This window comes from Streptomyces mutabilis, assembly GCF_046628145.1.
Classification (GTDB): domain Bacteria; phylum Actinomycetota; class Actinomycetes; order Streptomycetales; family Streptomycetaceae; genus Streptomyces; species Streptomyces mutabilis.
Genome location: NZ_CP176875.1, coordinates 47,199 through 66,185 on the forward strand (window position 1 = coordinate 47,199; position 18,987 = coordinate 66,185).

General features: G+C 70.8%; 18 protein-coding genes. 11 read left to right on the plus strand and 7 right to left on the minus strand.

Translation table 11 applies throughout. From position 1 onward, the window contains the following. Positions 1–225: 225 nt before the first annotated feature. On the minus strand, positions 226–1,071 hold the full coding sequence (locus ACLIN4_RS36295; protein WP_289911818.1) for a helix-turn-helix transcriptional regulator: 846 nt from the start codon (positions 1,069–1,071) through the stop codon (positions 226–228). Positions 1,072–1,207: 136 nt separating this feature from the next. Here ACLIN4_RS36295 and ACLIN4_RS36300 point away from each other — a divergent pair, with 136 nt between their 5' ends. From ACLIN4_RS36300 to ACLIN4_RS36310, 3 genes are all read left to right on the plus strand, one after another. Next, positions 1,208–1,654, plus strand: a complete 447-nt coding sequence (locus tag ACLIN4_RS36300; RefSeq protein ID WP_290014777.1) for a nuclear transport factor 2 family protein — start codon at positions 1,208–1,210, stop codon at positions 1,652–1,654. Then, positions 1,651–2,517, plus strand: coding sequence for an NAD(P)H-binding protein (locus ACLIN4_RS36305; protein ID WP_107477329.1), 867 nt, complete (start codon positions 1,651–1,653; stop codon positions 2,515–2,517). The genes ACLIN4_RS36300 and ACLIN4_RS36305 overlap by 4 nt, the downstream gene beginning before the upstream one ends. A gap of 255 nt (positions 2,518–2,772) precedes the next feature. Continuing rightward, positions 2,773–3,102 (plus strand): MazG nucleotide pyrophosphohydrolase domain-containing protein, encoded by a 330-nt coding sequence (locus tag ACLIN4_RS36310; RefSeq protein WP_107477327.1) that lies wholly within the window; start codon positions 2,773–2,775, stop codon positions 3,100–3,102. Positions 3,103–3,257: 155 nt separating this feature from the next. Here the strand turns inward: ACLIN4_RS36310 and ACLIN4_RS36315 are convergent, their stop codons facing one another. Together ACLIN4_RS36315 and ACLIN4_RS36320 are read right to left on the minus strand one after the other, a co-directional pair. Next, positions 3,258–3,593, minus strand: a complete 336-nt coding sequence (locus ACLIN4_RS36315; RefSeq protein WP_107477326.1) for a hypothetical protein — start codon at positions 3,591–3,593, stop codon at positions 3,258–3,260. Between the two features lie 106 nt (positions 3,594–3,699). Continuing rightward, entirely contained in the window at positions 3,700–4,305 is a 606-nt protein-coding gene (locus ACLIN4_RS36320) for a hypothetical protein (protein WP_411576834.1), read from the minus strand. 202 nt (positions 4,306–4,507) lie between these two features. Between ACLIN4_RS36320 and ACLIN4_RS36325 the strand changes: the two genes are divergently transcribed. After that, positions 4,508–5,596 (plus strand): integrase, encoded by a 1,089-nt coding sequence (locus ACLIN4_RS36325; RefSeq protein ID WP_257101534.1) that lies wholly within the window; start codon positions 4,508–4,510, stop codon positions 5,594–5,596. A gap of 341 nt (positions 5,597–5,937) precedes the next feature. Here ACLIN4_RS36325 and ACLIN4_RS36330 read toward each other — a convergent pair whose 3' ends face one another. Beyond that, positions 5,938–6,534 (minus strand): TetR family transcriptional regulator, encoded by a 597-nt coding sequence (locus ACLIN4_RS36330; protein WP_411576835.1) that lies wholly within the window; start codon positions 6,532–6,534, stop codon positions 5,938–5,940. Positions 6,535–6,629: 95 nt separating this feature from the next. Here ACLIN4_RS36330 and ACLIN4_RS36335 point away from each other — a divergent pair, with 95 nt between their 5' ends. After that, positions 6,630–7,673, plus strand: coding sequence for an NAD(P)-dependent alcohol dehydrogenase (locus tag ACLIN4_RS36335; RefSeq protein WP_289911833.1), 1,044 nt, complete (start codon positions 6,630–6,632; stop codon positions 7,671–7,673). Between the two features lie 259 nt (positions 7,674–7,932). On the opposite strand, the gene ACLIN4_RS36340 is transcribed toward ACLIN4_RS36335, so the two are convergent. After that, positions 7,933–8,586 (minus strand): TetR/AcrR family transcriptional regulator, encoded by a 654-nt coding sequence (locus ACLIN4_RS36340; RefSeq protein WP_289911851.1) that lies wholly within the window; start codon positions 8,584–8,586, stop codon positions 7,933–7,935. A gap of 131 nt (positions 8,587–8,717) precedes the next feature. Between ACLIN4_RS36340 and ACLIN4_RS36345 the strand changes: the two genes are divergently transcribed. Continuing rightward, positions 8,718–9,680: an alpha/beta hydrolase gene (locus ACLIN4_RS36345; RefSeq protein ID WP_381914205.1), complete on the plus strand. Its 963-nt coding sequence runs from the start codon at positions 8,718–8,720 to the stop codon at positions 9,678–9,680. 308 nt (positions 9,681–9,988) lie between these two features. Next, positions 9,989–10,753 carry an NAD(P)-binding domain-containing protein gene (locus ACLIN4_RS36350; RefSeq protein ID WP_290014773.1) on the plus strand — a complete coding sequence of 255 codons (765 nt, stop codon included), beginning with the start codon at positions 9,989–9,991 and terminating at the stop codon, positions 10,751–10,753. Between the two features lie 132 nt (positions 10,754–10,885). On the opposite strand, the gene ACLIN4_RS36355 is transcribed toward ACLIN4_RS36350, so the two are convergent. Beyond that, on the minus strand, positions 10,886–11,731 hold the full coding sequence (locus ACLIN4_RS36355) for a hypothetical protein (RefSeq protein WP_107477321.1): 846 nt from the start codon (positions 11,729–11,731) through the stop codon (positions 10,886–10,888). Positions 11,732–12,917: 1,186 nt separating this feature from the next. On the opposite strand from ACLIN4_RS36355, the gene ACLIN4_RS36360 reads away from it, so the two are divergent. Then, complete coding sequence (locus tag ACLIN4_RS36360) at positions 12,918–13,349, plus strand: hypothetical protein (protein ID WP_143657517.1); 432 nt, start codon at positions 12,918–12,920, stop codon at positions 13,347–13,349. A 410-nt stretch (positions 13,350–13,759) separates the two neighbouring features. Here the strand turns inward: ACLIN4_RS36360 and ACLIN4_RS36365 are convergent, their stop codons facing one another. Beyond that, positions 13,760–15,703: an acyl-CoA dehydrogenase gene (locus tag ACLIN4_RS36365; protein ID WP_381943941.1), complete on the minus strand. Its 1,944-nt coding sequence runs from the start codon at positions 15,701–15,703 to the stop codon at positions 13,760–13,762. 382 nt (positions 15,704–16,085) lie between these two features. On the opposite strand from ACLIN4_RS36365, the gene ACLIN4_RS36370 reads away from it, so the two are divergent. From ACLIN4_RS36370 to ACLIN4_RS36380, 3 genes are all read left to right on the plus strand, one after another. Continuing rightward, positions 16,086–16,766 (plus strand): ScbR family autoregulator-binding transcription factor, encoded by a 681-nt coding sequence (locus tag ACLIN4_RS36370; protein WP_107477318.1) that lies wholly within the window; start codon positions 16,086–16,088, stop codon positions 16,764–16,766. 118 nt (positions 16,767–16,884) lie between these two features. Next, positions 16,885–18,114 carry a cytochrome P450 family protein gene (locus tag ACLIN4_RS36375; protein WP_289911844.1) on the plus strand — a complete coding sequence of 410 codons (1,230 nt, stop codon included), beginning with the start codon at positions 16,885–16,887 and terminating at the stop codon, positions 18,112–18,114. A gap of 566 nt (positions 18,115–18,680) precedes the next feature. Beyond that, complete coding sequence (locus ACLIN4_RS36380) at positions 18,681–18,878, plus strand: acyl-CoA carboxylase subunit epsilon (RefSeq protein WP_100049828.1); 198 nt, start codon at positions 18,681–18,683, stop codon at positions 18,876–18,878. The last annotated feature ends 109 nt before the right edge of the window (positions 18,879–18,987 follow it).

Consider the following 18,987-nt stretch of genomic DNA (forward strand, 5'->3'; position numbering starts at 1 on the left):
TGTCGTGCGGGACCTGTCGGTGGCGATCTCCAGAAGGCGTGATCACCGCCGGTCCTCGGCCGCTGGGCTCGGAGCGGAGGTACATCGGGGGCGTCCTCGAGATGGCTCTTGATCACGATCACGAGAGCATTCCCGCGCCCGCGGGGCTCTCGAGCGTTCGGGACAAGGGTTTTGCCGCCTCGCCTCGCCTCGCCCCGCCTGGCCTGGCCTGGCCTGGGCCAACGGTCACGGTGCCGTGTCGGGAGGGTCCAGCTGGGCCAGTACGGTGGCGCTCGGGCTGCCGGGATCTGCGGTGTAGAGCACCAGCCGTAGGTTGGTACCGGGCATGAGCAGTGTTTGACGGTCCAGTTCCAGCTCGCCGAGTTCCGGATGACGCAGGCGTTTGCGCAGCGTCGGCCGGGGACGCACGTCGTGGCTGCGCCAGCCGGCGGCGAAGTCCGGGTCGTGCGCGGCGTACTCGTTGACCAGCTCGCCCAGCGCACGGTCCGCCGGGTGGCGGGCGCCGGCCGCGCGCAGGTGGGCGGCGGACTGCCGGGCGAAGTCGCCTTCCGCGCCGGGGGGTGCCGAGCAGAGGGTACCGCCCAGCCGGATGGCGAGGCGCACGGTGTTGCGCTCGTGGAGGGGCAGCTGGGCGAAGTCGATGATCAACGTGGCCGCCGCAGCGTTCCAGGCCACGATGTCCTCCAGGTCGTTCACCAGGTAGGCGGGTATCGGCCCGAGCCGGTGCAGCAGTCGGCGTGCATCGGCAGGCACCGGCGCACGATCGGCGTCCCTGCTGGGCGGGAACTGCCCGGCGAGCCGCGCCAGGTGCTCACGCTCTGTGGCGGTGAGGCGCAGCGCCGTGCCCAGCGCGGTCAGCACCTGCGGTGACGGACGCGGCGCGCGGGCCTGCTCCAGTCGCTCGTAGTAGCTGGTGGACACCCCTGCCAGGGCGGCCACTTCTTCCCGGCGCAGCCCGGGGGTGCGCCGGGCACGCAGGCCGGGTGGGTGGACGGCCGTGGCCGGCATCTGGGCCGGGCGCAGCGCCTCGCGTCGGCGGCGCAGGAAGTCGGCCAGTTCTGCTCTGCTCACCCGGCCAGGTTGGCACAACGGCACTCGGCTTAGCCACGGACCAGTGGTCCGGGGCTCATTGGTGCGTTCCACGGTGCCGCCCCGTGAGCCCACTCTGGTGCGGTCACACGACCTGCTGAAACGCTGGAGCATCACCGTGCCATCACGCACTTCCGAAGAGACCTTCCGCCGGCTGCTGGAACTGCTGCTGGCCAAGGACATGGATGCCATCGCCGATCTGTGGGCGGAGTACGGCACCGCCGAATTCCCCTTCGCCGAAGGGGCCTCACCGAAACAGCTGACCGGACGTGAGGCTGTCCGGGACTATCTGGCCGGCTACCCGGACCTGATGGACGTGCAGGCGATCCCGAACGTCACCGTGCACCACACGGACCAGCCGGACACCATCGTGGTGGAGTTCACCGCGCACGGCCGCACGGTGGCCACCGACGAGCCGTACCAGTTGGACTACATCACGGTGCTCACCACCCACCACGGCATGATCACCCGTTACCGGGACTACTGGAACCCGCTGACCGCCGCCTCAGCGGCCGGCGCGCTGCCCGAACTGCTCGGCTCGCTGCGTTCGCAGGCCAACCGGTGACCGGCGTACTGATCACCGGCGGCACCGGGAAGACGGGCAGCACCCTGGCCGAACTGCTCCGCAAAAGCGGTGTACCGGTCCGGGTGGCCAGCCGCACCCCACCGGCCGACGCCCCGCACGCGGTTCGGTTCGACTGGAACGACCCGGCCACCCACTCGGCCGCGCTGCACGGAATGGACCAGGTCTACCTGGTGCCTCCGGTGAACACCACGGACCCGATGCCGCTGGTCGAACCGTTCTTGGCCGAGGCCGAACGCCTCGGCGTGCGCCGCACGGTGCTGCTCGGCTCCGCCATCGTGCTGCCCGATGCCCCGAGCGCGCTGGAACTGGCGGCGCAGGTGCGGGCCCGGCCCGGATGGGTGGTGCTGCGCCCCTCCGGGTTCATGCAGAACTTCCTGGCCCCCCACCCGTTGGGTGAGCGGATCCGGCGACGCGGCGAGATCCGCACCGCCGCCGGAACCGGCCGGGTGGGCTGGATCGACGCACGAGACATCGCGGCGGCCGCCGCCGCACTATTGACCGACCCCGACGGTCACCCCGACGACCGGCGTGACTACCTGCTCACCGGGCCGAAGGCGCTGAGCTACCAGGACGCGGCACAGATCATCACCCACCACACCGGGCGACCGGTCCGGGTCGTGCCCGTGGGGGTCGCCGAGCAGGCAGACACCTACCGTGCGTCCGGCATGCCGGACACCTTCGCGACCGCCCTCGCCACCGTCGACGCCGGCATCCGAACCGGCCGGGACGACCAGGTCAGCACTGCGGTGCTGGACCTGACCGGCCGCCCGCCCCGCACCTTCGCCGAGTTCGTCCAGGACCACGCACCCCAGTGGGCGAGCGCCGGGACACCCGAAGACTGAGCCTCTTCGAGTTGGCCACCGATCGGGTGATGGGGCGTGAAGCGCAACGAGCGAGGCCCCCCGGCCTGTTGATCGAGGTTTCTGACGTCTCAATCACGTTGCTCGGGGGCCTCGTTGGTCATCCATCCTGCGCACTCGGTCTTCCGCACGCACTCGTGGAGTGGGCCACCATGCTGATCGTCACCCGTGAGGGTGGCCGGCGCTGCAACGGCGAAGGCTGAACAAAACCGGCGGGCTGAGGGCTACAGTCCGGCGATGGGTCTTGACCAACTTCACCAGAGCGCTCTGCGTATCCACGACCTGTACGACGAACTGAACATGCGAGAACGCGGCCGGGTGTGGACTCGCGAAGAGTTCATGCTCGGATTCATGGGGGACGTCGGTGACCTGGCCAAGCTGATTCTGGCAGAGGAGGGGGCGCGGACGGTCCGCCCGGACGGCCAGGCCGCGTTGGAGCATGAACTGGCTGATTGCCTGTGGTCCGTGCTGATCCTCGCCCACCGCTACGGCATCGACCTGGAGAGCGCGTTCGTGCGCACCATGGGGGATCTGGAGAAGGCGATCAGTGCCCGTCTCGACCGGTAGGTTCTGACGGGCGCTGACCGGCATGGCGGATACCTCCGGGGCTGCTGCGTTCACTCCCCCTCCGGGAGGCTGAAGCCGGAGCCGCCGTGACGACTGCCTGGGCGTGCTGAACGAGCAGGTACTACCGGTGCACTTGAGGTACCGGCCCTGGCTGTTCAAGAACGGTCAAGGGGCTCGGCTGCGTACGTCCCGTCCTCCAGTTGCACGTCCGTCAGTTCGTAGAGGCGCTGGCGGCCGCCGACCCAAGGAGTGATCTTGGTTCCGGTGGGCCGGGTGGTCTCGTACCGCACGGGCGTGCCGTCGGCGCCCTCGGTGCGCAGGAGAGTGAAGCAGCGGACGCGGGGCGGCTCGGAGGGATTGGCGCGGGTCCGTCGGCACAGCGCGGTTCCGGCGGCGGCAGTGGCGAGAAGCATGACGAGCAGCCACTGGCCCAGGGCCGTGCCGAGAAGGTCCAGGCCCTGGTCGAGGGCGAGGGAGACGAGGGCGGGCATGGCGGCATCACTCCTGTGCGGCGGCGGTCATGGTCCGCCGGGGTGACGGACCGCGCCGACTGTGCGGGAGCGGGGGGTTAGCCGCGCAACCCCCGTTTGACCTGCCTCAACTGTCCTGCTGCTGTGCGCTGTCGGTGTCGGTCCCTGCATGGGTGCCGCCCTCGTCGAGCATCACCAGCGGTACGTCGTCGCCGGAGCCCCAGCCGGGTGGCACGGCGAAGGCCGACGGCGCATCCCCGCTCCAGGGGGTGGGCGGCTCCGCAGACGTGGAGGCACCTCGGCCGGTGGCCAGGGCGGTGACGGCGGAACGGAAGACGGGCACGTTCTCGCTGGCCATCTCGTAGGCGATGATCTTGTGCCAGCTGGGGTTGTCCGGGTCGTAGACCGGGGTGATGGGCGCGCTGATGCCCTCGGGCCACCAGCCCTCGCGCACGCCGCGCGGGATGGTGCGGGACAGGGCGACGGTCGGGCCGTTGAGTTTCCCGATGGCGGCGCGCAGTCGGTCCGCGTCGATGTAGCCGTCGCCGTCGACGATGACCATCTCGGCGAACCGGCGGGCGCCGGCGGTCAGCGAGCGCAGGAAACGCGTGGCGCGCTCGAGGGTCCAGTTGGTGTCGACGGTCGCGACAGTCAGCTCTGCGTGGTGCGCTGCGGCGAGCGCGACGAGCTTTTCGGCGAAGTCCTTGTCCGCGCCCTCGATCGTGATCTTCATACGGCCTTCCGTCAGATTCTTATCCGGTTCTGCGGGTTCTCCATGGAGAGTATGGGCCGCCTCACCGGTTGTCCGCCTACAGATCCCGGAGAACCTGGCCGGAATTCTCCATGGATACGGATGGCCCGGTGGCGCAGCAAGTGGGTCTCACATCGGATAACCTCTCCTTATCCGACGTCAGGAGCAACCGGGGGAGCGCCCCTTGACCACCGCCACCGATCACTCGTCGGAAGAGGCCGACCGGCCCCCCGTACCGACGGAACGTGACCCCATCGTCGTCCAGTGGGCGCGGCGCCACGGTGTGGAGGTCGCCCAACGTCTCGCGGATGCGGAGGACTTCGCGGACGAGGTGCGGCGGCGGCTGCGGCCGGCCAACACGACGGACACGTACGCGAAGGCGTGGAGGGTCTGGAGGCGGTTCTGCGAAGCGCAGGGGTTCCCCGAACTGGAGGCCACGCGCGGGGCGTTGGTGGCGTTCGTCGTGTGGCTGCTGGACCGGGGCCGGGTGGACGGGAAGGGCTACGCCCCCTCGTCGGCGAGCACGATCCTGGCCGGGGCCGTCGTGGAGTTGCGCCGCCGTGGTGCGGAGGTGAGCCGGGACGACCAGGGGCAGGCGCGGACGACGCTGGAGGCGGCAGCCGTGGAACTGCTGAAGGCGGGGGAGCGGCGCGGCCGGGGCCAGGCAGTCGCGGCCGAGGTTCCCGACCTGTACCGGGTGGCGAGGGCCTGCCCCGACACCCTCGCCGGGGCCCGCGACAAGGCGCTCGTCCTGACCGGCTTCCACTACGCCTCGCGTGCCCAGGACCCCGCCGGTCTCCTCGCCGGGGATGTCGCCCTCACCCCGCGCGGCCTGGTCGTGTCGGTGCTCACCGGCAAGACCAGGCACAGCGTCCGCGACGCGAAGATCAACTATCAACGGGACCCGGCAGTCTGCCCGGTGGAGGCGTGGAAGGCGTACCGGAACCGCCTCGCCGCCGAAGCCGAGCCGCGCTGGTCGGAGCCGGACGCCCCCGCGTTCGTCGGCATCGACCGGCACGGCAACGTCACCGGCGGCATGGTCCCCGACTCCGTCACCCGGGCCGTGAAGCGGATCAGCGTCCGCGCCGGGGTCCCGCTCGCCTGGACCGGCCACTCCCTCCGCATCGGCCTGGCCACGACCGCCCGCAAGAGGGGCAAGGACGCCGTGGCCATCGCCGACCAGGGCGGGTGGGCCCGGCACTCCCGCTCCATGAACGGCTACTTCCAGCGGGTCGACGGCTGGGAGGACAACGCCACCGCCGGGCTCACCTGAGCGCCGGTCGGCGGCCCGGGAGGCCGCCCATGACAAGACCAGGAGCATGCGGCGCCGGCCCGAGACAGTGAGGGCGACGGACCGCGGCGGATGGGCCGTGGCGAAGAACGCAGCAGGTGGTGGCCGTTGTGACGGCCCTGTGGCCGAAGGGGCAACTTCGGTCGCAGCCTGGTCGGCCGTGTCCGGGACGACGCCTGCCACAAGACCGGCAATCACTCCACCACCGGCCGGCCCGCGGCCCTTCAGTCCACCCTCGGCCGGGACTGCGACGAGTTCCCGTTCCGCTCCGGGGCCGCTCGCTCGTGGGGTGCGCGGGTCGAACCGGGCCGTCGTTCGTGTGCTCAGGCTTCCCGGTCCGGGGCGACGGCGCGGCTCACGCAGTCTCGGAGCAGGGCGCGCCGCTGGTCGTGCACGCTCGCGGGCTCCTGGGCGGAGGCGGCGTAGACGTTGCTCACCGGCGACCAGGCCATGGACATGGCGATGACCACGGCCATCACGTCGAAGGGGTCTCCCTGTCTGATGCGCCCGGCGGCCTGGGCCTCTGCGATGGCGCGCAGTTTGTGGTCGTCGTAGTGGTCGTGGTCCGCCACGAGATGCCCGGTCGGGCGCCGTTCCAGGCGCGCCCAGGTCGCGAGCCGGATCAGATCGGGGCGGCTGAGGTACTCGTCGTAGAGGCGCACCGCCCAGTCGGCGAGGTCCTCGGCGTCGATGAGGACGACATTGGTGATCCGCTCCAGCGAGGCGAAGAAGATCGCGTCGAAGAGCTGTTCCTTGTTGCCGAAGTAGCCGTAGAGCTGCGCCTTGTTGGTGCGTGCGGCGGCGATGATCCGCTCGATGCGTGCGCCGGCGATGCCGTACTGGGCGAATTCCTGGGTGGCGGCGTCGACGATGCGCTGATACGTCGCGGCTCCGCGGCTGCTGGATGGCTGGTCAGGCATACTCCGCACTTTAACAGACAGACTTGTCTGTTTGTTTTTCGGCTCATCTGCGCCTAGTGTCAAGCAGACCGAACAGTCTGTCTGAGGAGTTGGTGATGCGTTCCACGACCGGATGGCAGGCGGACAGCACGACGCGGACTCTGCGCCGCGCGGCGCTGGAGCGCCGGGACCTGCGCCCGGACGACATCGCTGTACGCGTCGAGTACTGCGGCGTCTGCCACACAGACCTCCACGCTCTGCAGGGGCACACGAGCGACGCGAACGGCGTGCTGGTACCCGGGCACGAGTTCACAGGCGTGGTGACCGAGGTCGGCACCGCGGTTTCCGACTTCTTGCCGGGCGACCCCGTGGCCGTCGGCAACATCGTCGACTCGTGCGGCACCTGCCGCACGTGCCGGGCCGGCCAGGAGAACTTCTGCCGTGAGTTCCCGACACTGACCTACGGCGGAGCCGACCGGCAGGACGGGTCGACCACGCTGGGCGGGTACTCACGCGAGTACGTCGTCAGCAATCGGTTCTCCTACCACCTCCCCGCGGGCCTCGACGCGGCCGCCGCGGCCCCTCTGCTCTGTGCCGGCGTCACTGTGTGGGAACCGCTGCGGGCGCTCGGAGTGGGCCCGGGCAGTACCGTCGCCGTGGCCGGACTGGGCGGCCTCGGACACCTCGCGGTCAAGATGGCGACCGCGCTCGGCGCCACGACCTCCGTCATCAGCCGGACCCCGGACAAGGCTGACGAAGCGCGCCGCCTGGGGGCGCAGGAATTCGTCGTGTCCACCGACCCCAGGCAGATGGAAGCGGTCCGCGACCGGTTCGAGGTGGTCATCGACACCATCTCCGCCCCCCACGACCTGGCTCCTTACCTGCGTGTGGTCGCCATGGACGGCACCCTCAGCCACCTCGGCCACCTCGGGCCGGTCACCGTGGAAACCACGGACCTGCTCATCGGCCGCAAGAAGCTCAGCTCCGCCGGCAGCGGCGGTCGCCCGTCCACCGCCGCCATGCTGCGCTTCTGCGCCGAACACGGCATCACCGCCGACATCGAACTGCTGCCGTCGTCCCAGGTGAACAGGGCTCTCGAACGCCTGGAACGCAACGACGTCCGCTACCGCTTCGTACTCGACATGTCCGACCTCGACTGACCGACAGCCGACTTGTCCGACAGAGCCCGGCGACAACCACGAGGCCCGCCCGGACACAGGTCGGTCAGGTGCCGCATGGGCGGGGAGAGCCATCGAAGGACGAGTGTCCGCTGCCCAGCCGGCGGGCGTCCGAGCAGGCCCGGTCTGAACGATCGCCCGGCTCTCCCCGCTCCGGTACGGCCACTCCTGCATCCGGCCTCCCGCGCTGGGCCTGCGGCAGCGGCGTGACCCGACCGCATCGCATCCGTAATCCGGCACGTCAGGGAATCTGGGCCTCGATGTGGGCGAGTTGGGCGGCGAGGATCTCGTCGAATGCGGCGCGGCGATCTGCTCCGAGGGGGCGGATGTCGCGGGCGAAGTGGGCCAGGGCGGGGAAGCTTTCGGGGTCCGCGCCGAGCACCGCGACCCGGAACTGCTCCATGCCCTGTTCGTACTCCTTGGGGGTGAGGGTGGTGATACCGGCTTCGGAGGCGATCAGCGCGGCGAGGAGGATCACGATGCGGTGGTAGCGCGCTGGGACCTCCTCGTCGGGCAGGCCGGACGTGCGCAGGGCCTGCAGCAGCTCCTCCATGACCAATCGGGATCCGGCGCCGCCGGACCCGTAGTGCCCCCACACCCCTGCGAGTTGGGGCTGTTCGCCGAAGGCCTTGCGCAGGCGTAGGGCCAGGGCGGTGATGCGCTGCTTCCAGTCGCCCGCGGGGCGGTAGCCGTCCATGGCGGCCAGCAGGATCCGGTCGGCAACCGCGCGGAGCAGTTCGGTCTTGTTGCGGAAGTGCCGGTAGAGGCTGGAGGAGTCGGTCCCCAGCGCTGCGGCGAGTTTGCGCACGCTGAACGACTCGGCGTCGCTCGTGCGCAGCAGTTCCGCCGCGGTGTCCAGGATCTCCTCGGTCGACCATCGCCTGCGGCCAGTCATCTCGCCCCTCTCGTCCACGCTCAGCCTAGCCTATGCACTTGATGATGCACGCACTGCGTGCATAATGAGGGCAATGGGGTGTCCGGCCACCACGCCACACCCGGAATCCGGCCGGGAGGGGAAAAGGGGACATGAGCGAGACCACGACCGCGACGCGGCCGACGGAGCCTGACTACTCAGTGATCACGCCCGAGGAACTGCTCGCCTATCGCGACGCGGAGAACCACTGGCGAGCCTCCAGCGCGGCGCGGGCGATCCTCGGAGAGCCGGACCCCGGCGCCGCGATCGCCTGGCAGCAGATCGCGCTGCCCGGCCGCGACCTGCCGGTCCGCGTGTACCGGCCGGCTCCGGCGGGAGCCGCCGGAGCCGCAGCACGCACCGACCTGCCGCTCGTGGTCCACGTCCACGGAGGCAGCTTCGTGGGCACAGCGGTGCAGTGCGACTGGACCAACAGCCGCCTCGCCGCCCGCCTGCCCGCCCTCGTCGTCTCCGTCGAACACCGCCTCCTCGACGCCGGAAGTCCGCTCGCGAACGCCGTCGACGACGGCTGGGACGTGATCCAGCATGTGGTGCGGCACGCCGCGCAGTGGGGCGTCGACCCGGCGCGCGCGGCCGTCTTCGGTGAGAGCTGCGGCGCGCTGATCAGCGCCCTGACGGCCGTCCGGGCCAGGGAGGCCGGGCTGGAACTCAAGGCACAGGTGCTGGTCAACCCCGCGGTCGACGTGACCGGGACGATGTTCGACTACCCCTCGGTCGCCGAGTACGCATACAGCCCCGCCCGGGCCCTGCCGCTGCTGCGGCTGTTCCAGCGGCTCGCCGTCCCGCCGGGAGCCGACGCCCGCGCAGTCTCGCCGCTGTACGCGGACGACCTGAGCCGACTGGCTCCGGCGCTCGTGGTGGTGCCCACCAAGGACGCGGTCGCCGACCACGGCCGCCGCTACGCCGAGCGACTGCGCGCGGCAGGGACCTCCGTGCGGCTTTCCGAATACCCGGAAGCGCGGCACGCGTTCCTCACCCTGCCCGGGGTGGAACCACAGGCTGAGGCCGCCCGGGCGGAGATCCTCGAGTTCCTCCGCGCGGCCCTGGCGAAGTGACGGAGGAAACGGTGCACCCCACCCTTGGACCGACGGCTCAGCGGTCTCCCGACTCGGCCTCGGCTGCATGAGCATGCTCACCAAGGACACCTCCGGCGAGACCGGCCTGCCGCCGGAGCTGGGCTGGGCCGGGATGATTCCCCGCCCGGCAGGCGTCGCTGCGGTCACATTGCTGTGGAGAAGACAGCGTCTGACCGGACCTCGGCTCCGTTCGACTTCGCACGTGAGGAGCCGACGGCAACCATCGCGACCGCACAGAGCCGCACCGATACGGGTCGCGGCCACCGCGCACCACGGAGGAAGACACAGTGCAGAGCATCGGCATCATCGGAGTGGGCGAGATCGGCCGGGCCATCGTCGAGGGCCTGCGCAACCGGGGCGGTGCGTCGCCGGAGGTCTTCCTCTCTCCCCGGGGGGCCCGCGCCGCCGCCGGACTGTCCGAGCGCTTCGACGGCGTCCATGTGTGCGCCGACAACCAGGAGGTGCTGGACCGCTCCGAGGTGGTGATCATCGCCGTGCGCCGCCAGGACCACCATGAGGCCCTCGCCGGGCTGGAGATGGACGACGACAAGACCGTGGTCAACCTGATGGCCGGCGTCGCCACCGACGACCTGCGCCGGACCCTCGCCACCGGCGCTCCGATCGTCCGCGCCATCCCGCTGCCCGCCGTGCGCGAGCGCCGCTCCGTCACCGTGACCTGCCCCTCGCACCCGGTGGTGGACTCTCTTTTTGAACAGCTGGGCGGAGCGCTGCCCGTCGCGGACGAGGGCGCCTTCGACGTCTTCTCCGCGCTGACCGGGACGCTCACCGCCCACTACGCCTACCTCGCCACGCTCACCTCGTGGGCCACCGGCCACGGCATCGCCCCCGACGCCGCCGACCGGTATGTGCGCGGCCTCTTCCAGAACGTCGGCCGCTCCCTGAGCGACGAGACCCGCCCCCTGCACCGACTCGCCGCCGACCACGAGACACCGAATGGGAACAACGAGCGCATCCGCACCGCCTGGTTCGGTCCGGCCAATGCGGCAGCCCTTGTAGAGGCCCTGGACGGCCTCCTCGCCGACCTGAAGTAACAGCGTCCGGCCGGGACGTGCGTCCAGACCGGGGCGGCCACTCCACTGCACGCCTCGCGCGAGCGGTCCTTTGCGCGAGCGCCTTCACGCCGCCTCCGTCCTCGGGAAGTCCGGGCGGGTGAACGGCCGCTGTCAGGGGCGCGGGAGGAGGGCGTACGGGCGCAGGGGTACGCCGACGACCTGCAGGACGAGGTTGCGGTGTGCGGCGTGCAGGGTGCGTACGGCGGCCCGGGTCAGGCCGGGTTTCGGCGGTCGGACGCCGGCGCGTTCGCGGCCGGGCTTCGTCGGGATCCACAGGTAGCCGGGGTCGCTGCCTTCCAGGGCCTCGGTGATGCCGGCGCGGACGTCGAGCCAGCGGCGCAGGATCTGCACGGTGTGCTTGTCGAGGGGGTGGTCGGAGTCGGCGACGGTCACGACGGGGACGGGGCGGCGTTCCAGGTCGATGTCGGTGACGTCGAGCTTGTGGAGTTGGGGGACGGTGTGGCCGGTGGCGGAGACGAGGGCGGCTACGGCGGCGGTGCGGATGGCGGTGGCGGCGTTGGCGCCGGTGGGGCGTTGTACGGCGAGGGTGCGCAGCAGTTGGTGGGCCTGCTCGGGTTCGAGGCGGTCGCCGTGGCCGGACTGCGGGTAGGGGCGTTGCAGTTCGGGCAGGCCGAGGTGGTCGACGAAGGTGTTGTACGTCTGGATGCGGGCGCGCTGGGAGTCGGGGGCCGCGGCGGCGTTGGGGCCGGTGAGGGTGTTGCGGCGGCGGGTCTCGCCGGCGTCTGCGGCTTCGAGCCAGGAGTCCGCGCGTTCGGGCTGTACGAGCTCTTGCGCGGTGAGGGCTCCGGTCTTCTCCTCGTCCAGGACGTGCTCCAGGTACTCGGTGAGGAGCGTGCCGCGCAAGCGTACGGTCCGGTCGGCGTACCCCGCGTCCTGCTGAGCCTCGATGAAGGTGCCGATGGCGGCGAGAGCGTCGGAGGTGCGCGGGTTCGGCATGCCGTCAGGGTACGGAATCCAGTCCTGCTGTGCTGGATAACAGTAAGAAGCCCGGGCAGCCCCCTCCCTGGGCCGCCTGCAGGTCTCGCCTCGGTCCGTGTCGGACCAGAACGGTCCGTGCAGGCCCGGTACGGTCCTTGTACGACCCCCGGGCGGCCCGGAGGCGGGGCCCTCGGCCCCGCTGAGGTCTTCCTTGCTTCTTGCTGTTATCTGGATGAGGGCGCGAGCTGCCGACGACGACGGCGATGGTGCGGCCGACGGGCGTCACGCGTCACGCGTCACGGAGAGGAAATCCCGCACGATCTCCGTCCGGCTGTCCGGCCGCTGCCGCGCACCACACTCCGAGGCACTGACAAGGACTGCGGAACACGGATGTCCACCGACCAGCCGCTACGGGGACGCCGGTGATGTAAAAGTCATCTCGGCTGAGGGAACTCTGACCGAAGACGCTGACTGGTTCTGTCCACGCGGATACATTGGGGACCGTTCGCCGTAGCGCATCTCCGGATGCGTAAAGGTGAGATACAGGAGGGGGCGCGCCGAAGCGCGCCCCCGGGAGTGAAGGATCCCTGGGCAGGGTCCGTGTCAGTGCGGTCCGCTCTTGAACAGCTCGAGGGCCAGTCGAGCACTGTTCACACAGAGCGACGCCGCGCTGAGGAGCCAGCTCGGGGTCCTTCGCCACCACGGCTTCTTATCCTGACCGCCCACAGGCGTGCCCTTTCCGTCGTCCGTCGATTCGAGTTCGGGACGCGAAGGGGCCTGGGACGGCGTGGATCTTCTACCGCCAGGCAGCAGCGTATTCGCCATGCTTGCGCCAGGGACGCCATCCGACTATTCGCCACCGTTCGCCAGATGGCGCCCCATGCGCCACCACCTGGAAATGCCCGGAAAGCCACGTTCGTCCCCTGGGGGTGGGCCCTCATCGTCCGGGGTACAGGCCGTGGACCCCGGACGCGCCACCCGGGACGTACCCGGGGCAACCTCTACGCCCTCGGGCGGAGTTGTCACCGGCGGAGTCCACGGCGCTCCGCGGCGACCGGTAGTACTTCCGCGGTACCCCACAGGTTTACCCCGGCTCAACCACCGGCATGACGACCGGCAGGGCATGCGCACGCCAACATGAGGGCTCACTTCAGAGCCCCTTGCGGGGCAGGAGAGAACGGGGAATCGAATGCGCCTCGGACGCATGTCCACCATCTGCGGAACCTTCACGGCGACGGCGGCCATGGTGGTGGGGTTCGCCCCCCAGGCCTCGGCCGCGGGCCACTGGGAGAGCCCGTGGAAGAGCTACGGCAGCTTCCGGTACACCTCCTCCGACTGGAAGGGCGCCCGGAGCTACATCGAGATCTCCTGGAACTCCAGCGGCAACGCCTCGGTCTACGGCTACGCGCGCGACACCGCCGGCGACGGCTACGGCGCGCTGGCGCAGGTGATGTACGACTACTGGAACGGGTCGCAGTGGGTGCACACCCAACGGACCCTGGCCAGGACCAGCGGCGGCAAGGGCAGCGAGACGTGGAACTACGGCAAGCACGCCACGGTCAAGGTCCGCAACGTCTGGCTGCGCACCTGCCTGTGGAACTCCTCGGGCACGATCTGCGAGGGCGGCGCCCACTGACGCGGTCGCTCGGCACGGCCCGGGTGCCGCGCCCTCCCTCGGCGCGCCCGCGACCGTGATACTCCCTCTCGCCGGTCCAGGGGGGCGACGCTGCCGCGGGCCATGGTCTCGGCGGCCTCCCCGCCTCGGTGTCCGGTCCGGGAGCCACGGCTCGGTCCGCGCCCACCGCGCGTCACCGACGGCGCACCCGGACCGGCGACCGGCGGGTCCGGACGAAAGGGGTCCAGGGCCTGTCCGGCGGACCATGCCGCAGACGCGGGGGCTGGTACGCACATCTGCGGCGTTGTCTTCGGTTGTCGACGCTCCGCGTCGACGCCCTACTCCGCCTTGCAGCTGCACGCACCAGCCCCCGCTCACTTGCGTCGATAAGGCGCCGAGTCCCTCGTGCGACCTGATCCGCCGGACAGGCCCTAGCCGACCGTGCCCGCGCAGTCGGCGAGAGGGAGGCTGTCGCCGTTGGCGATGGGCACCCCGGCCAGGTACGCCTCCGGCAGGTCGAAGGCGTCGACCAGCGTCATCATGTGCGGCGCGAGGCCGGCCACCACCCCGTCCAGGACCAGGGGCAGGGCGTGGACCTGCTCGATGCTCATGTGGCCGTCCGCGAGCAGGTCACCGGTGTACGGGCCGAGCTGGGTGAGCAGGAACAGCCGGCACAGGCCGTCCAGCAGCTCGCGGGCCCCGGACTGCGCGGCCCGGTCCACCGCGTCGAGGTAGGCATCGGCCGCGCGCACCGCGGCGTGCACCGACACCATCTCCAGGGCGGCCGAGGAGGCGTTGTTCCAGCGGCCTACCGGGTCCTTCGAGGGACCCCGGCGCAGCGACGCACGGGCCCGGGTCTGCCATATGCCCTCCGCGCGGGCCAGCAGGTGGCGCAGGAAACGGACGTCGTCCAGCTGGTCGGCGTCTCCGGCCGGGGCGGTCGGAGCCTCCCGGCCGCCGGTGTCCCCGTCGAAGACCAGCTCAGCGGCCGCCTTCGCCCAGATCACCAGGTTGTCCCCCTCGGCAGTGATCGTCCCCTCGATGTAGTCGGGAAAGCCGGCCAGGCCGTTGACCGCGAACAGCCCCTGGGCCCCGCACCGTTCACGGCACTCGGCCGCGATACCGCGGGCCTGCCAGGTGATCCAGCCCTTGGCGACGGCCGCTTCGCGCTCCACGTCCGCCCGGTCGGCATCTGTGTGCCGGGCCCAGCGGGCGGTGACCGCCCGGTGCAGGAACGTCATGCCGTACGCCGTGGACAAGGCCTTCAACAGCCTGCCGTGATGGGTGCGATAAGAATTGACAGGGATACGGTCACCCACCCGCGGACCACTCACCTGACGGCGCTCCCCGTATCGGACAGCAACGGACAACGCGGCCCGCGAAGCCCCGACCGCCGCCGCACTCATGCACAACTTGCCCACGGTGACCCGCTGGATCGAGCACAGGAACCGCTTGCGATGGTTGCCCAACGTGCTGGTGAAGGCGCCGCTGTCGTCGAACCGGCCGTGCTCCGCCTCCAGCAGCGCCTCCCGGGGCAGGCGCACCCGGTCGAAGGCGGTCAGGCAGTGGTCGACGGGCGCGCCGGGGCGGACGGGCAGCCGGCGGACCCTGACGCCCGGCAGCAGCCCCCGTTCGTCGCTGAGCGGGGTGAGGAAGAGGAAGACCCCCTGGTCCCGGCCGTCGGCGATGAGGCGGGCGGCGACCACGGCGGACTTCGGCCCGCCCGTGGTGCTGGTGTTGGGCATGAACTTCTGGGCGCCGGGGTGCGGGGTGTGCAGGACGAACTCCCCCGCGTCCGGGTCGAACTCGGCGGTGGTCTGCAGCGCGAAACTGTCGTTGCCGTGCTCCAGCTCGGTGCACAGAAACGTTCCGGTGCGCCGCAGGGACGTGAACGGTGTCAGGTCGCGGCGGCCGTCGTCGCCGTGGTCCAGGAGGCTGCCCAGGAACAGGTTGTAGTGGATGCTGGCCACCGTGCACAGGCCCCCGCCGCCGTCCACGATCGCGGCCCACTCGTGCAGGCTGGTCAGCAGGTGCGGATCGCGTGCCAGCCGCTCGGCGTCGCCCACGGTGTCGTTGACCAGCCGGAGGCGTTCGTAGGACTGGGCCACCTGCTCGGCGGGTGAGAGACCCGCCCGATGACGGAACGTTTCGTCGGCGATGAGCCGGCGCCAGGGGGCGTGCACGCGGTGGCGCTCGCCGTCCTGGTCGAAGAGCAGGCGGGCCAGCTCCTGGGCGGGCGTGGGAGCGGGTGGTGCCAAGCGGCTCGGCGCCGGCTCCCCGAGGCGCGGGCCCTCCGGGCGGCGCTGCTCCGGGAGCACGAGCCTGACGCCTGACGCTGCGGAGTGGTTCTCGGGCTGGACTGTCAGAAGGACCATGGTCCTCTCCCCCTAGTCGCAGATCCAGAAGAGATGCCGTGCGGCGGGGCAAGAAGATACTGACCTACCGGTTTTCTTACAAGCCATCAGTGAGCAAAGAGTGACTGCGTTTGTACAAGTTCTCCACTTGTTCAGCATCGCCCCGGTAGCGGAATGCCCGATTCAGGTAGGGAGAGGACCGGTATATGCAGCCGTCATGAGGAGGAGCCGGAGTGAACAGAAACCGCCTGTGGGGTTTCTTTGGCAGGTCAGCATCTGGAGAAGAGGCCATATCCGTGCATTTCACTCGCCGCGCAGGTCGCTTGATCCTCCCTTGAGTCGATGGGAGGATACGAACCTGCCGGTTTCTTTTGAGTACTCGTCCCGCAAGCGGAGGTGATCCGTGGCGTTGCAAGAACGCGCGGTCAGGACACGCCATTCGATCCTGGTCGCCGCCGCCGCGGTCTTCGCCGAGGTCGGGTACGAGGCGGCGACGATCTCGGAGATCCACCAGCGGGCCAACGTCACCAAGGGAGCGCTGTACTTCCACTTCTCCTCCAAGGAGGAGCTGGCCCAGGAGGTCCTGGCCGACCAGCTCGGCTCCATGCCGCAACCTGCCCCGCAGGAGCTGGCCCTCCAGGAGGGCCTGGACGCCACCTTCCTGCTCTCCCACATGCTCACGCTGGGGGATCCACTGGTGCGCGGCAGCATCAGGCTGACCGTCGAGCAGGGGTCCCCGCAGGACGGTCTGGACCGGAGGATTCCGATGGCCGGCTGGATCGACCACAATGTCGCGCTGCTGGACCGGGCCAAGACGAACGGCGAGGTCCTGCCCCACGTCGACGTCCAGGACACCGCGCGGGTGTTCGTGGCGGCCTTCACCGGGGCCCAGATCCTGTCGAAGATCATGACGGGGCATGCCGACCTCGCGGAACGCGTGGCCTCCGTCGAGCGGCATCTGATGTCGAGCATCGCGGTACCGGCCGTGCTCATCCAGCTCGACATGGCGCCGGACCGCGGCGCCCGCGTGTATGAGCAGGCCATGAAACTGCGTCAGGAGGCCGAAGCACTGCGCGTCGACTGACGAGGCCGAGGCCCCCGCCGGGCAGGCACCGGCCGGCCGGGACCACGCGGTGCGGGGCCGGGCGCGTACGGACACGTCGAAACACACACTGGGCACAGCCCATTTGGGGGGAGTTCCGATGACACCGACAGCCTGTCCTCACACCCTGGACGTGGCGGGGCGAGACCTCGCCGCGGAAGCGACGATGCTGCGGGGCCAGGGACCCGCGGTACAGGTGGAACTGCCGGGCGGAGTCCTCGCCTGGGCGGTGGTGGCACAGGAGCACGTCGAGCGGCTGCTCACGGACCGCCGCGTCTCCCGTGACGCCCGCAAGCACTGGCCCGCGTTCATCGCCGGCGAGATCACCCAGGAATGGCCGCTGTACCCGTGGGCGGCCAACGAGAACATGCTCTTCTCCTACGGGGAGGACCATGCCCGGCTGCGCCGGCTGATCGCCGGGGCCTTCACCGCGAGACGGTCGCACGACCAGCGGCCCAAGGTCGCGCGGATCGCGGCGGAACTCATCGACGACCTGGCCCGCGTACCGGCCGGAACCCCGGTCGACCTGCGCGTCTCCTACGCCGACCTGCTGCCGCTCAGGGTCATCTGCGAGCTGTACGGAGTGCCCCGGGGCGCCGCCACCGACGAACTGAGCGCCGCCCTGCACACGGTGTTCTGCAGCACCCTCGCCGCCGAGGAGGTGGCCGCCGCGCGCCTGCGTGCCTACGAGCTGCTCACGGAGCTCGTCATGGCCAAGCGCGAGGAGCCCGGTGACGATCTGACCACCTCGCTGATCGAGGCGCGGGACGAGGGGGACCGCCTCTCCGAGGACGAACTTCTCGGCACCCTCTTCATGATGATCGCCGCGGGTCAGGACACCACCTCCGTCCTGATCACCAACGCCGTCGCCGCGCTGCTGACGCAGCCCGAGCAGCTGGAGCACGTACGCGCCGGCCGTGCCGGCTGGAGCGACGTCATCGACGAGACCATGCGCGTGCACACGCCCCCGGCGTTCGCACCCCTGCGGTACGCCGTCGAGGACATCGACCTGGACGGAGTGCTGATCAAGCAGGGCGATCCCATCATCGTCGCGTTCCACGGAGGAGGTCTGGAGCCGGAGCGGCACGGGCCGGACGCCGCCCGCTTCGACCTGCTGCGGGAGCGGCGCGGCGGCCACCTCGGCTTCGGGCACGGCACGCACCGGTGCCTCGGGGCGCCGCTCGCCGAGATCGAGGCCGGTGTCGCCCTCGCCGAACTCTTCGGGCGGTTCCCGGACCTGGCCCTGGCCTGCGCGCCGGCCGACCTCCAGCCGATGCCCACCTTCATGCTCCACGGGTACCGCTCGCTGCCGGTGCTGCTCGGGGGCTGACGTCCGCCGCGCCGAGCGGCTCGTACCCGGTGCTCCGCCGCCCACCCGCAACCGTGCCGTCGTGCCCGTACGGCGTGGTGCCCGTACGGCGTGGTGCCTGACAAGAACCCCGGTGGGCTCCCGAACGGGTCGGCATCACCCGCCCGTGGACCGGGGCGCCTCCCCCCCTCATCGAGGAGCGCGCCCCTGCTCGACGGAGCCACCGTGAGGGGTGACGGTGGCGCGCGCCCCCGCCCTCCCGCCGGCGAGCCGCGCCGGGGAGGGCGGGGGCGCGCGCGGCTGCGCCGACTTCAGCACGGGCCTCTCGAGCGGTGCCGGACGGAGGGAGGAGGTCCGCTCGGCCCGGCTCGAACCGCCCCGGCCGCCCTCTCCTGCCCGGCCGTGGTTCTCAGGCGTCGGCGCAGGTCACCGCGTTCCCCGGGCCGGGTGGCACCGCTCCGGGCCGGAGCGGTGCCACCCGGCCCGGGGTGCGGCGGTCGGCCGACGTGCCTCGACCGGGCCGAGAGCGGCTCTTGAGCGGGGTGGCCGACGGTTGCGGGAGTTCCGACGAGGGGGGAGCCGCCCGGATGAGCAGCACGGACGCCGTACTTCGAGTGGAGCGGGGCCGGGCCACGCCGGAAGAGCTGGCCGCGGTCACCGTCGTGCTGGTCTCGCTGCTGGCCGCGCCGGGCCCGGACACCGACCCCGAGCAGACGCCCGAGTTCCCGCTGTGGAGCCCTGAACGGGCCCTCGAGGCGTACCGCTCCCCCTACAACTGGCAGTAGATCCAGGGAGTTCTCGCCCTGGTACATTCGTGTGCGCGCCACTAACAAACCGTCGTAACGGTTTGTTGTCTGTTGAAGGACACCGCCGGCCGCACCGCGAGGAGGGAGT

What these genes read in the sequence shown, in the direction of transcription:
- ACLIN4_RS36345 (WP_381914205.1), top strand. Translation starts at nt 8,718, where the DNA reads ATGAGCGAGACCACGACCGCGACGCGGCCGACGGAGCCTGACTACTCA.
- ACLIN4_RS36360 (WP_143657517.1), top strand. Translation starts at nt 12,918, where the DNA reads ATGTCCACCATCTGCGGAACCTTCACGGCGACGGCGGCCATGGTGGTG.
- ACLIN4_RS36365 (WP_381943941.1), bottom strand. Translation starts at nt 15,703, where the DNA reads ATGGTCCTTCTGACAGTCCAGCCCGAGAACCACTCCGCAGCGTCAGGC.
- ACLIN4_RS36355 (WP_107477321.1), bottom strand. Translation starts at nt 11,731, where the DNA reads ATGCCGAACCCGCGCACCTCCGACGCTCTCGCCGCCATCGGCACCTTC.
- ACLIN4_RS36380 (WP_100049828.1), top strand. Translation starts at nt 18,681, where the DNA reads ATGAGCAGCACGGACGCCGTACTTCGAGTGGAGCGGGGCCGGGCCACG.
- ACLIN4_RS36315 (WP_107477326.1), bottom strand. Translation starts at nt 3,593, where the DNA reads ATGCCCGCCCTCGTCTCCCTCGCCCTCGACCAGGGCCTGGACCTTCTC.
- ACLIN4_RS36335 (WP_289911833.1), top strand. Translation starts at nt 6,630, where the DNA reads ATGCGTTCCACGACCGGATGGCAGGCGGACAGCACGACGCGGACTCTG.
- ACLIN4_RS36375 (WP_289911844.1), top strand. Translation starts at nt 16,885, where the DNA reads ATGACACCGACAGCCTGTCCTCACACCCTGGACGTGGCGGGGCGAGAC.
- ACLIN4_RS36310 (WP_107477327.1), top strand. Translation starts at nt 2,773, where the DNA reads ATGGGTCTTGACCAACTTCACCAGAGCGCTCTGCGTATCCACGACCTG.
- ACLIN4_RS36330 (WP_411576835.1), bottom strand. Translation starts at nt 6,534, where the DNA reads ATGCCTGACCAGCCATCCAGCAGCCGCGGAGCCGCGACGTATCAGCGC.
- ACLIN4_RS36340 (WP_289911851.1), bottom strand. Translation starts at nt 8,586, where the DNA reads ATGACTGGCCGCAGGCGATGGTCGACCGAGGAGATCCTGGACACCGCG.
- ACLIN4_RS36320 (WP_411576834.1), bottom strand. Translation starts at nt 4,305, where the DNA reads ATGAAGATCACGATCGAGGGCGCGGACAAGGACTTCGCCGAAAAGCTC.